Source organism: Paenibacillus sp. FSL R7-0189, from assembly GCF_037969925.1.
GTDB classification, from domain to species: domain Bacteria; phylum Bacillota; class Bacilli; order Paenibacillales; family Paenibacillaceae; genus Paenibacillus_AQ; species Paenibacillus_AQ odorifer.
The window spans coordinates 6661682-6674715 of sequence record NZ_CP150223.1; the positions used below are offsets into that span (position 1 = coordinate 6661682).

At 46.7% G+C, this 13034-nt stretch carries 10 protein-coding genes; all 10 read right to left on the reverse strand.

Features of this window, described 5'->3' with window-relative positions; all coding sequences use genetic code 11:
• Positions 1–8: 8 nt before the first annotated feature.
• The 10 genes from MKY63_RS29470 to MKY63_RS29515 are packed head-to-tail and all read right to left on the reverse strand — an operon-like array spanning position 9 to position 13031.
• Positions 9–1661 (reverse strand): carbamoyltransferase C-terminal domain-containing protein, encoded by a 1653-nt coding sequence (locus MKY63_RS29470; protein ID WP_339810811.1) that lies wholly within the window; start codon positions 1659–1661, stop codon positions 9–11.
• Complete coding sequence (gene uvrA / locus MKY63_RS29475) at positions 1655–4240, reverse strand: excinuclease ABC subunit UvrA (protein ID WP_051491422.1); 2586 nt, start codon at positions 4238–4240, stop codon at positions 1655–1657. The genes MKY63_RS29470 and uvrA overlap by 7 nt, the downstream gene beginning before the upstream one ends.
• On the reverse strand, positions 4233–5966 hold the full coding sequence (locus MKY63_RS29480; protein WP_036685928.1) for a hypothetical protein: 1734 nt from the start codon (positions 5964–5966) through the stop codon (positions 4233–4235). Before MKY63_RS29480 ends, uvrA begins: the two co-directional genes overlap by 8 nt.
• A gap of 10 nt (positions 5967–5976) precedes the next feature.
• Positions 5977–7170, reverse strand: a complete 1194-nt coding sequence (locus MKY63_RS29485; RefSeq protein ID WP_036685925.1) for a glycosyltransferase — start codon at positions 7168–7170, stop codon at positions 5977–5979.
• 2 nt (positions 7171–7172) lie between these two features.
• Positions 7173–7439, reverse strand: a complete 267-nt coding sequence (locus tag MKY63_RS29490) for an acyl carrier protein (protein ID WP_036685924.1) — start codon at positions 7437–7439, stop codon at positions 7173–7175.
• 14 nt (positions 7440–7453) lie between these two features.
• Positions 7454–8623 (reverse strand): peptidase U32 family protein, encoded by a 1170-nt coding sequence (locus MKY63_RS29495; protein ID WP_036685921.1) that lies wholly within the window; start codon positions 8621–8623, stop codon positions 7454–7456.
• Positions 8624–8626: 3 nt separating this feature from the next.
• Positions 8627–9823, reverse strand: a complete 1197-nt coding sequence (locus MKY63_RS29500; RefSeq protein WP_036685920.1) for a nucleotide disphospho-sugar-binding domain-containing protein — start codon at positions 9821–9823, stop codon at positions 8627–8629.
• Positions 9820–10734 carry an NAD(P)-dependent oxidoreductase gene (locus MKY63_RS29505; protein ID WP_036685918.1) on the reverse strand — a complete coding sequence of 305 codons (915 nt, stop codon included), beginning with the start codon at positions 10732–10734 and terminating at the stop codon, positions 9820–9822. Before MKY63_RS29505 ends, MKY63_RS29500 begins: the two co-directional genes overlap by 4 nt.
• Before the next feature lie 8 nt (positions 10735–10742).
• Positions 10743–12224, reverse strand: coding sequence for a class I adenylate-forming enzyme family protein (locus tag MKY63_RS29510; RefSeq protein WP_036685915.1), 1482 nt, complete (start codon positions 12222–12224; stop codon positions 10743–10745).
• 12 nt (positions 12225–12236) lie between these two features.
• Positions 12237–13031, reverse strand: a complete 795-nt coding sequence (locus MKY63_RS29515) for an ABC-2 family transporter protein (RefSeq protein ID WP_036685913.1) — start codon at positions 13029–13031, stop codon at positions 12237–12239.
• Between the last annotated feature and the right edge of the window lie 3 nt (positions 13032–13034).

A 13034-nucleotide genomic window follows, 5' to 3' on the forward strand; every position in this document is an offset into this window, starting at 1 on the left:
TTCCCGTATTATTTTTCGATTAAGAAATTGCCGACCGCCAGCGCATCCATAGCGGAGGTATAGAAGGTTTTGATGGCGTCGTATGGAGTCTCACACACCGGTTCTCCTCGTGTGTTAAGCGATGTGTTCATTATCAGCGGAATTCCAGACAACTTATAATGCTCGGCAATAAGCTGATGCCAGACCGGATTCACCTCGCTTCGAACCGTTTGCGGTCTGGTAGATCCATCTACATGCACGATGGCAGGAACAGCCTGCCTTCTCTCTTCTTTGACTGTGTAGGCTTTCAGCATATACGGCGAATACTGCGCCTCCTCCACCAACCAATCCGCATGTTCATCCATAATACTTGGCGCCAGCGGTCTCCAGGATTCTCTGAATTTGATTTTTTGATTGACTTTTACATATGAATCATAACTTGCAGGACTGGCTGTTATGGAACGATTGCCCAATGCCCTTGGCCCCATCTCGGCTGCGCCTTGGAACCAGCCAATGACTTTACCTCTATCAATCAGTTCTGCCGTCTGCCGGCAAATATCGGATGAATAGTTATACTTCAAACCAAGCTTGTTTAATACCTCCGATATATGGTTGTCATCATAGGAAATTCCCCAGTAAGGAGTCTTCAGTCTGCCCTTTACAGGGAGAACGGAACGTTCTTTAGAGGCAATCATGGCAGCTCCGATACAGCCCCCAGCATCATTGGTTGCCGGTAATACGAAGATTTCATCGAAAATTCCGAGGCGTTCCAGCCTTCCATTCGTCGTACAATTGAGAGCAACACCTCCGCCTATCACCAAATTTTTACTGTTGCCTTGCCGGATGGTCTGCTGGCAAAGATGCACAATAGTGTCTTCCAGCGCCTGCTGCGCCGATGCGGCAATATCTTTGTGCTTCTTGCTGTATTCGACCGTATAATTGAGCCCGCCATACAGTGTATTATTGCTATAGATACGCTTTGGAGGATCACCGAATTTACGGTACATTTCCTTCATCCATATTCGGGTCAGCTTGTTATACTTATCCTCCAAACCAAGCGAACTATCAGGTTCTCCGATAGGAATCTCGTACCCGTCTTCCGTCAACCGTACAGAAAAGTCATAGACTGACTCTCCATAAGAGGCTAATCCCATCAGCTTTCCTTCTCCCGATGCTCCAAGCTGTAAATAATCACTGACGATGGAATAAAAAAATCCAAGCGATTGTGAAATCCCGTATTCTTGCTTAACCTCAATATGCTCATTCTTCCCATAGGCTACTGTGGTTGAAATATCGTCACCTTGTCCGTCCATAACCAAAATCACCGCATCATCGAACCCGGATAAATAGTAGGCACTTGCCGCATGGCATAAATGGTGGCTGACCGAAATGATAGTGGGCATTTTTTTGCCTGATAATACCGGGTGCTTCTTGAATTTCTCCAATATCCCCAATTCTTCCGCTTTTTGCGGGTCCCATGATAAAGCAATCAGATCGATATCTTCAAAAGCAACGCCCGCTTGTGACAGACAATTGAGGAGCGACAAAACCGGGGCCTCTCCGTAAGCATGTTTTTTTCGGCAAAAACGCTCCTCCTCAGCATAGGCCACCAAAACGCCATCATGAACCAAACATGCCGCTGAATCATGTCCTAGCCCACCGCTTAAACCAAGAATTAACACGTATACTCCCCCTCTAAGTTTTGTTGATATTGATTGAGAAGCTGATTTACAATTCGACCTGTTTTGGAATTCTTGATTTCCGCGATGTTCTCTGGTGTGCTTTCACCCAAGACTTGTCCCCCCTCCAGGCCTCCCTCCGGCCCCATGTCAATAATCCAGTCCGCCATGACTAAGACATCGGTATTATGTTCTATCACAACGACAGAATTACCCGAGTCGACCAACTGCCCAAGCATATCAATCAGCTTAATCACATCATGCGGATGCAGGCCTGTTGTTGGTTCATCAAGCAAGTACAAGGTGTGGTGTCTACTGCTTTTGGAGAGCTCTCTGGCCAACTTTACCCGTTGTGCCTCCCCGCCGGACAAAGTGGTTGCCGGCTGGCCCAGAATTAAATAATCCAGTCCAATACGGCACATCACATCCAGCTTGTTATATACGGATGGTTCATCCGCGAACAGTTCCATCCCTTCTTTTACAGAGCAAGCCAATACATCTGAAATGCTATGGTTTTTATACTTTACATCCAGAATCTCCGGCTTAAATCGTTTGGTCCGGCATACAGGACATGGGGTCTCAACCGACGGTAGGAATTGCAAATTCACTTGCACAAGCCCTGCTCCCTGACAGCGTTCGCATCGGCCGCCGGGGACGTTGCAAGAAAAGTGTTTGGCCTGGAGATTACGCATTTTCGCTTCAGGCAGCGCAGCAAAAATATTCCTTATCGCCGTGTATACATCTGTGTAAGTTGCCGCGTTTGATCTTGCAGTCTGACCGATAGGGGATTGATCGAAGCTAATGACCTTATGCACATTCTCCCAGCCCTTAACATCTGCATAGGCATCAGTCTCGGTGCTTTGGGTAAAATGAAGCTGTGCGGATCGAGCCAGGACGTCGAACATAAGAGTCGATTTCCCCGACCCTGATACCCCGGTCAGCACAACGAGCTTGCTCAACGGGATATTCACACTTACATCCTTAAGGTTATGGCGATTGGCATTTGTAATCTCAATGCATTTCCCGTTCCCTCTGCGGCGCTGTTCAGGAAGAACCACCGTATCTTTACCAGCGAAATACTGCCCGGTCCATGATCTGCTGCACTGAATCAGCTGCTGCACGGAGCCAGCCGCAACCACTTCTCCCCCTTGCTTGCCCGCACCCGGTCCGATATCAATAAGGTAATCGGCCGCCCGCATAACATCCGGGTCATGCTCGATAACTAGAACCGTATTTCCAAGATCACGCAACTGCCGGAGCACCCGGAGCAGACCTTCGGTATCTATCGGGTGAAGGCCAATTGTCGGTTCATCGAGAATATACAAAACTCCTGTTAAGCTAGCTCCGATTAATGAGACGAGCTTAAGCCTCTGCATTTCTCCCAGAGATAAAGAAACGGTGGAGCGGTCCAAGCTTAAGTAGCCGACACCCACTTCAATCAAGCGAGCCAGCTTTTTTTCCATTTCGGAAACGATGTTCATAAGCGGATCCTGACTTCCCCCTAGCTGTTGAGCGGACACTTTACGCAACCAGCCAAGCAAATGGAAGAGCGGCATTGCAGATGCTTCGGTGATACTTTTCCCGGCTAGCGTAACCGCTCGACTGTCTGCGTTCAGCTTCGTACCGTGACAATCCGAACACTCTTGCAGATGAAAGAATTTTTCAATCTTCTCTCGATAGTCCGATTCGTGTCCACGTTCCTTGTATCTGCGTTCCAGGTTGGTCAGAATCCCCTCGAATCTTCCCTCTGCAGCATAAGTTGGAGGGGTCTTCCCAGGAAAATGCCTGATAAATCGCTGGCTGTATACACCGAAATACAGCAGATCCCGTTCGACCGTGCCCAAATCTCTCAAGGGTTTATCAGGATCAAACACAAATCCGTAATAGTTACCGGCTGCAACCAAATTATCGGCCATTAACTGTGCTCCATGAGGATTGCTCCCCTTAAGTGCACACTGCTTCAAGCTGAGGCTGTCATTGAAAATTTCTTGTAAATTCGGTTTTCGTTCAACCCCCAAGCCCATACAAACCGGACATGCGCCTTCAGGTTTATTGAAAGAGAAATGGGACATGGTCAATGCTCTAAGCTCATGGCTGCACTCTGGGCACACGGCTTTGCCCTCATCGGAATAGGACATAGGAAGATCTTGAATCTCTGTTTCGATCGACTCATAGTTTTCCTGCCAGATGTCAGCACTACTTGAACCCTTGACTTGGCTTCCGCAATTAGGACAAGCTCTTTCTCCGCTTTTGGTAAACAATATACGAAGCAAGGTGTACAAATCCGTTGTAGTTCCAACGGTTGACCGGGGATTTCGGTTAGTGTGGCGCTGGTCAATACAGATGGAAGGCGACAACCCTTCAATAGAATCAACCTTAGGTTTGTGGATAAAATCACTTATCATACCGAGCGAATCCATGTATTGCCTCTGACATTCCTGCTGCAAGGTATTCATGGCAAGCGTTGATTTGCCGGAACCAGACAATCCAGTTAACACCACTAGTTTGTTTCGGGGGATAGACAGAGATATATTTTTCAGATTGTTTTCTCTCGCACCTTGAATTTTAATCCAGTCATTCAATGTGATCGGCTCCTTCATGAGACATCGTCATATGCTGCCGTATGAATGTTATCCATTCGGTCTTCGCTTCAGAAATGTTCATCAGCTCACTGAAGCATGATTCATGGTTAAAAGCTACTAACAGATTTCCTTGCATCTTTGATGCTGGTTTTCGTTTTTTGCCGCTCCATATTTCTCCTTCAAAAAAACAATAGCTATCTTCATCAGTTATACAAACCCCGCCTTGAGACTGGTGGCTTTGATTTAACCAGACATACACCAACACTGTAAGGGAAGCCGGATCGGCGGTACCGTGACGTATTACTTGGTCTGCAGTCATCAGTCGGTCGTGTTCCCGAAATATGGATTTCTTCTTCAATAAATCCACATACTCAAAAAAATGCTGTTTCGTATTATAATCGCTCAGAAACTGACGAATAAGCGGACTATTCATAGATGCCAGAACATAAGCCTGCGGTTTTGTTACTAATAGTGTCTGATAAGCATATTTGGCGTACGTATATACAGAATCCGGCAGATTGCAGCTGTATCTCAGCATCGTTTGACGCAGCAACCGATGAAGTTGCAGCGGGTCAGCGCATTCTTTTAAACTGGGCATTGGGCATTCATCCATATAGCTAATTCCCGTTGTTAGCGGACGTGTGAATTTAAACACAATGCCATCCTTGAACCAGTTATTTAATCGCTCCACCGTCCGGCCTGATAAATTCGAACTTCCGGCAGCAGACCAATACTCCCTCTCATTGAACAGCTTGCTGATTTCGGTCTGATAATAGTAAGTACCTGCATTTAATTTAACAATCCGGTCTGTGAAAAACAGGTATGCCTCTCCAGTGATGGAGACGAGCAAACAATCGTAATTAACTAAACGGAGCTGGACGATATCCGAAGCCGCCAAGCCGCATAATCGGAGCACCGCAAAATAAAATGACATAAGCGGCGTACAATTAGCGGTTAATGGAAAGTGATCTTCAGCCAAGGTCAACAGTTCATCATAACTAAACGTTGGAGCAGTAAATTTGCTTGACCAGCTGCTGTTACGATCAGGCCGCTCAATCTGGAAATTGATATTTTCACTTGCAAAATGATATAAGGACTCCAGCGTCCCTAGAGCGGTTGGCTGAAACAGCAATGCTGCCAGATCAGCTACGCGCAAAGACAGCATATTGGATAGAATGGCCGCACATTCCAATTCAGAGTGCACTTCCCGGGAACGTATATTTCGTGGAATTGCCCGAGCGTATAAATTCGCCGGCAGAGGATCGTTGCTGTTTCTAACAATCTCCAATTCCGCTTCATTGGTCCACCAGAAGAGATCAGTCATGGAATAAGTATCGTAATGAATTAGATCGGCTTCGGCCGAACCAAACGGTAGCCAGCTTTTCTCGATCGTTACAACCTTCCATTCTTTTTTGTCTTCAACATAGCGCATAGTATAAATATGCTCATCCTTTAGCTGGTCAAACTGTTCATAAGTAAAGGTCAAAGTACAAGCAGCAACAATTTCAGCAAGACTTATTCTGACATTTCGTACGTTAAATTCTATGCAAGTCGGAACTGTTTTTTGTAAATACCCATGGAACCATGCCCGCTGTGATTCAGCTTCCATTTCATCTTCGAAATACTGGGTCTCCAGCCAAAGTTCAATATCTCCTGTTGTTAAAGCACGATGAAGACAGTCGAGCAATGTAACGGAAATGGCGGATGTATCCAATGTCTTTTCCACACTCTTCACCTCACCTTGCTGACATTTCGGATTGCAGCATATTCTCCAGATACAGTTCGAATTTTTCAGGCTGGGCCTCCGTTATAAATTCCTGCGCGGCAGCTTTAGAGGCTGCAGAAATGGATTCGTAGAGTGTCCTGTCCGTCAGCAGCCGTTGCAAAGTCTCCACCCATATGGCAGTATCCTGTTCGGGAATAACCGGCATTGTATGTCCTGTTGCTTCATCCTTGTAAGTTTCCGTAATCGGCGTCACCGGAAGATTATAGTCAACCTTGCATTTCGATTGCATGAGGCCGCCTTGGTCGCTTGCAATAACAGGAATACCTCTTAGCATCGCTTCAATTACTGTCTGCCCAAAAGCTTCAGCGCAGATGGAAGGATGAAGCCACACTCGTACCTGTTCAAAAATCAAATTCATCTCGCGCTCCGGTTCAAGCAGTGTCACATTAGGCAGAGCACGTAAAGCGGATTGTTCCTCCTGCTTCAAATCGCCCCATGTAATTACCGCAGCAAAAGGATAGTCCGGAAAAGCTTGAGCCAGCTTCAGAAAAATGGATAAACCCTTTATCTCTGTAGGGTTGCATATCGCGATGTATCCTCTGTTGAAATTATGAAAGGTTGGAAAAATACCATCCCCATAAATTGGGAAACGTAGCGAAACAGCATTGGTATAACCACCCCATTCGGTGATATTATGAGCTACGAAATCACTGTCACCAATAAAGCCGGAGACCTGGGCAAGCTCCTGTCGGAGCAGCGGATTTTCGATCCAGCTATGCGGCCCAAAAGGGAGAGTGATCACATCATGACAAATCACAACCAATTTTGTTGCGCTTCCAGCCACGAGCTTTATTCCCGCAGCAACCATGGTGTGGTAAGCCATATTCACAAGAACCACGTCCGGATTGCCTTTTTTCATCAAATCCCCTGCTGTTCTGTATAACAGCATAACACTCGTGGTGAAATGGCATTCTACACCATTTACTGTCCCCTGAAGACTATGCGCGGAACGAATAATATTGTTTACCCCATGCTCCTGCAGCTGTTCCTCCACCTGTAACATAGAATCTTCCTGGTCTACCAGATGGACTACTCTACATTGATGTCCCCTGGCAGCCAGGGACTCGAATACTGCACGGTTAGCCTTGACGGCCCCTTGATAATAGGCAAAATAAGCACCTTCAGAAAGAAACAAAAGATTCATCGTCAGCTGCTCACCCTTTCCGACTGTCCCTCAATATATGCCGTCAATTTTCCGGTATCATTTAATAGTTCCAGTGCCAGGTCATCATCTTCAATGACGATTCCAAGCTGTTGTTCAATCTTAACGATAATCTGCAAAGCAATCAGTGAATCCATATGGAACGCTTCAAGTAAATCCGCTTGCGCATCCAGTTCCTCCATTGTAACCTCCTTGCTCAAGACCTCTGAAAAAATAGCGGCCAGCTTACCCAAAATCTCCTTGTTCTGCATGCTTATATCTCCTCTCAGAAAACCTTTGGTTGCCGCTCTGCCGTATCTTGTACCAGCTGCTGCAGCATGTTTAAGCTCTTGGTCCGGGCGGAAGGATCAGGAAACGAAAGGGCTTCAACGGCAAATTGATCACAATACCCGCATACCGCACAATCCAGTGACCGGCAATCGACTTCTTTGAAAAAATCAATAAAACCTTGCAGCTTAGAATTGTCAATATAAACATCCAATAAGGTCAGGGCACGGATGCTCTGGCGGCTCTGCTGCGTTTGCCGGGAAAAAACCGCCTTTTCTCGTGTAACCGCACCGGCCGTTCTGCGATGGTTGGTGTGAACGATGTTCAAAATATCAGCCAAGTTCCCCGGATACTGCCTATCATGATAGGCTTTTGCCGCCTGCAACAGCCAGGCAGTAGATTTTGACCGGTCCGTCAGCTTAAAACGGTGTATGCCTATCTTCTCATATTCCGCCAAATCCTCCGGCCTGATCCAGCGCGCCTTCATGATATTCCCTGGATCATTAAATTTCTCGTAAGTGCATTTGACGGAGCAATAATCCATAAAGCTTTGGTTATCCGTTCCACGGTTGGATGAGCCATGGCTCATTACATTGTCATGATAGACCTGCATTGGACATTCATAGAGACAGGTCTGATTGACAATGACCTGGATTTCACATTCAACGCTGTTCTGTATACGTTCAAGCAGCCTGAAATCTCTGGCTATGTTTTCTCTTACTGTGATCTCTTTGACGCCCATTGAATCAAAGTATTTTGCCCGTTCCACACTTTCGACCACCGCAAAGGAAGACAAGCTCACTTTGATCTCAGGATGTCTTCTCCTGCAAATGTCCACAAGCAGCTGATTGGCTAAGGTGATCCAGTCCACACCTATTTCAGCGGCCCAATCCATTTGATCTACAATTTGTCGGTAGCCTTCATCCTCATATTCCCTGTTGCCGAGACAGGAACTGTTCATCAAATAGTTAAACTCTTTGTTGTACATATGGGCCCGCTTAACCGCTTGTTCAATATCGCTCCGCGTACTTATCGGCATTGCCGCAGCCGATCTTCCGCTTCCACAGCCCTCCTGAGAAGAACCACCGAAGAAGCAGCTGATATATTCGTATCCGCCCAGCTCGTCAATAAGCTGGATATCGCCGTTATATGGAACAGATATCTTCATAAATTACACCTGCCAGCTATTTTTTTGTGCCAGTGCGATCAATGCAGCACAGCAATTCTCAGTTCCGCTTAAAGTCCTCAGCTTGGACTTATAATGCCCGCGAAGCTCAGCCAAATTATCGTTCAACGCTGTCTCAACAATCTTACGGATACGGCTTGGTCTGAATGCTTGAACGGGTAGCTTATAAGTGAGACCAAGATTTTGGAGCTGCGTACAATTATAGTCCCGTTCAAAATGTTGACCGGGAACGGTTATGCTCGGAAGTCCATGCAACATTGTCGTAAGCATAGTATCTTGTCCGCCATGAAAGATTACCAGAGCTGCTTCCGGCATAATTTCAGCAGCCGGGATAAACCAATGGAATTGAATATTGTCGGTATGGTCAGGAAGCACCTTAAGCTCATAATGAAATCCGCATAAACAGGCAACACGGTAGGGTTGCTTGTCAAAGATCTCTTTGACCAGCTCAATATAAATTAAAGGGGGAATGGCACTAACGCTTAAATAAATAAAAATTAGCGGCTTGCCCTGCCAGTCCGGATGCCACTGCAGATTTGAAGATTGTCTTGCCTCCAAATCCAGAATGTAACCGGCGAAATCGCACTCCTTCAACGCAGCCAGCTCCGGCTCCAGTTCCGGTAGTGTCGGTGCCATTTTAATTGTTGCTCTTGAAAATAATAATTCAGCCAGATTGGAAACAGAATCCAGTGAATAATCCGCCAACACCTCATTAAAAGCGGCGATAGCTTTGGCAGATCCCGGATACTGTAGGTTGGCCGGGAAGGCTGGATGGCTTGGCCAGCTCGCAATCATTAAAGCGGGAATCTGGGCCACGGCAGCTGAAATGGAAGCACTCGGACGAGACTCGGCAAATATGGCGTTGGGTTTAAAAGCCTGTATCGCCTTCAGTTCAGCCTCAACCGCTTGACGAATAAAGCCCGATTCTGCCATCCCTGTCCACTCTACATAATCGGCAGCACTGCGAACATCTCCGGAATTCCCTGAAGGAAGCGGAATCGGATAGTCATAAACCTGAAAGCCGTTGGCTCGGACAAAGTCAGCAAGCTTGCCGCCAATCACAAAGCTGACCGTGCAACCTTGGCTTTGCAGAACCTTGGCAATGCCCAGCGTTTTGCTCACTGATCCTACAGAACCGGAGCTAGGAGGGCTTGGAAGAAGCATAATTCTTGGCGGACTCACAAACTATTCACCTCGCTTCTATTGGACATTTCTTCGATTAAATAAGGAATCGCATGGGTGTAAGTAGGGTATGCCAGCCGTACATCGGCATTCTTTTTTATCTTTTCGTTTCCCATACGTACGGAAAGGGCGCGTAAACCATGTATACTTAGTCTGATACGATCAGTGACAGCCTCAGGAGAAATCCATTGTATTTCAGACAGTTGAGCATATTTCCGAACCTCTTTTATCAATTCCTCCTGTGTTAGAGGAAGATCATCACTCACGTTATAAATCTCTTGAACAGCAAGATTACTCCAGGCCAACTGCATCATTGAAATAACATCATCAATATGCACTTTAGATGAATAACTGCGCCCGTTCCCCAGCATCTGAGTGCAGCGCATTAATTGCCGGATATAATTATGCTCAAGCGGGCCGTACACTTCAGCGATCCTGAGAATGATATAAGAAAATTTCGCATGGGTGCAGTATTGCTGGACCAGCCGCTCCATTTCGAGTGTAATTCTTCCAAATGGATGAACGGGATGGCACAGTGCAGATTCATCGGCCACACAAACGTTGTCGCTTCCATATACAGCCCCATTGCTTGCCACAATGAACTTGCCATACGTTCCGCTGCGCAAAAGTTGGTCCAGCAGATTCCGCGTCCCCTCTACATACAGCTGCCTCATCCGGGACACAGAACCAGAATGTTTGCCGGCAAGATGATAGACGACATCAATATCCTCCCCTATGCCATCCATCGTTTCAGGGTTCAGAACGTCGCCTACCCACAGTTCCATACCCAATTCTGCAAGTGTTTCGCCAACGCCTTTTTCCTTCGGCAATACAAGCCCTCTGACAGCATGTCCCTGTTCCAGTAAACTGCTTGTTAACCTGCTCCCGATAAAACCGCTGCAACCTGTCACAAGAAACCTCATGGCGTCAGGATGTGACTGGCTGCTTGATTCTGATTTCTCAGCTTCTTCCCATAGCGACCCTTGGGAATGTTATCCGTCCACTTGATTACTCTCGGCACCTTATATGCCGCAAGTCTCGCTGAACAGAATCTGATAATATCATCGGCTGATACCTGGGCATCCAGCGGCACGATCTCCGCAATCAGCTTGCTGCCATAGTATTTATCGGAAACACCATATACAAGTGCTTCTTTAATGCCGTTATGGAGCAGCAGGACTTGTTCAATCTCTGCCGGATTTACCAAATGTCCGCCGACATTGATGTTATCAGAAAGCCGCCCCGACAAATACAGATACCCAGCCTCATCCAACCTTCCCAGATCACCCGTACGTACCCAACCCTGTTGAAAGACCTCTGCCTGCAACTCGGGTTGCCCGTAATACCCGCACGATATATGAGCGCCGCTGACCCATATCTCTCCTTCCTCTCCATGAGCAACCTCGTGCCCCTCCGGGTCAAGCAGCCGAATAGAAACTCCCAGATGTGGCTGTCCCACCGAATCTCTGATCAGTTCTTGCTCATTTGAAGGATTATAGGCAATTGCCCCACCTTCGGATGAACAGAACAATGAACGGATAGACTTGCCCGACAGCTTATAAAAGTCCTTAAAAGTCGCTGCGTCCAGATGAGCAGAGCAGCTGATGCACAGTCTCACTTTATCCCAAGCTACACTTGACGATGACACGACTGACTCATTAAGCAAGGCATACATATAGGGAACCGCAAAAAGAATCGTTACCTCTTTGCGATTGATCTGCTCGCAAATTCTAGCAGGCATTGTTCCCTTCGACATGATTAATGTAGCACCGGCACAGAGGGCCGGTAGGACTACAGTGGTTAGCGTCGCGGGCAGCCACGGCGAAATCGGTGTGAACAGCTTGTCGTTTGCAGTAATTTCAAGCCCTCTACAGATGGCCATTACATTATTGTAGATGGCCCGATCGCTAAACTGTACGCATTTAGGCGGTCCAGTCGTTCCTGAGGTATAAAAATTCAAAGCAATATCTTCATCAGACTGCTTATCTGCCTGTAAAAAAAGCGTTGCAGTCCTAAAAATAAACATCGGTACTCTGAGTACGAGCTCAAGCTGACTGCTGCCCTCCGAATCAATTGGATCGCAAATTAAATACTGACAATGGCTTGACGAGTGCATTCTCTCCAGTTCCGGTAAGTTCTTCACAGGTTCAAATGGGATCGGAACGGCTCCCGTATGCCAGCATGCAAGCCACAGCATGATAAAAGCAGATTTGTCTGCAACGGCTAAGGCAACTCTGTGCCCGGGCCGGATCCCCGCGAGATCCAGCTTCTCACTACTGTGCTCCAGTTCCTGCCGTAGCTCTTCATAAGTGATCGTTGATCCTTCATAATCAATGGCCGTAAGCCCTGGATTATTCGAGCAATTGAAATAAATCAAATCCAATATGGAAGAAGTGTTCACTTAGAATCCTCCTCAACTAGAAGCACTTGCATATTTTTTCACTGCTCGTTTAAAAAACGCACTGGCTAACATTAGCAAAACCGCAGCTAGCAAGCTGCCTCCGAATAAATAGGACAGGCTTACCCTGCCCACTAATGCTTCTGCAGGAATGGAAACGATAAAGGCGACAGGAACGATCCAGGTAAGCGCCAATTGGATTGGTTTCTGATATACATTGACCGGAAATCTACCCATCTGCATGATACTGTCGAATATACTCAACATCGGACTTCCGGCATACCAAAACGCCAAAGAGCTTAATAACAGCAGTATTGAGTACAACAGCAGTAAAGCATTGCAAATGGCCCATACAAACATCAGACAAGTGGATATTCCTATCGCTTCTTGCATTTGAGAAACGCCCAGCACCATCACCGCTACTCCCACCATAACATCAAACAGATTAAGCGGAGACCAGTATCTCGTGCTCACATAAAACTGGGTCTCAATCGGTTTGAGCAGCGTTAAATCAAATCCTCCAGTCCATAGCTCCCCTTCCATCCCGGCTAATGAGCCAAGGCTTGGACCAACAAATAGATTTTTCATTGCCAAAATAAAATAGTACACGCCCGATAATGCCAGCGTATCCGCAAAAGTCCAACTGTTAAGCGAATTTGTGTTGGAAAAGAGGATCGCGATCCCGCCAATCGTCCCGGTTAAATTAATTGCGGTATACAAAATTTTGATTAGAAAGTCACCGCGGAATGACGCTTCCTTTAGAAGCGCTGTAGAGAAAAACAATCTCAGCAAACGCATATATCTCAGCATGTT

Excerpts from the sequence above, each read along its gene's own strand:
- MKY63_RS29485 (WP_036685925.1), bottom strand. The coding sequence starts at position 7,170 with ATGAATCTTTTGTTTCTTTCTGAAGGTGCTTATTTTGCCTATTATCAA.
- MKY63_RS29490 (WP_036685924.1), bottom strand. The coding sequence starts at position 7,439 with ATGCAGAACAAGGAGATTTTGGGTAAGCTGGCCGCTATTTTTTCAGAG.
- MKY63_RS29495 (WP_036685921.1), bottom strand. The coding sequence starts at position 8,623 with ATGAAGATATCTGTTCCATATAACGGCGATATCCAGCTTATTGACGAG.
- MKY63_RS29515 (WP_036685913.1), bottom strand. The coding sequence starts at position 13,031 with ATGCTGAGATATATGCGTTTGCTGAGATTGTTTTTCTCTACAGCGCTT.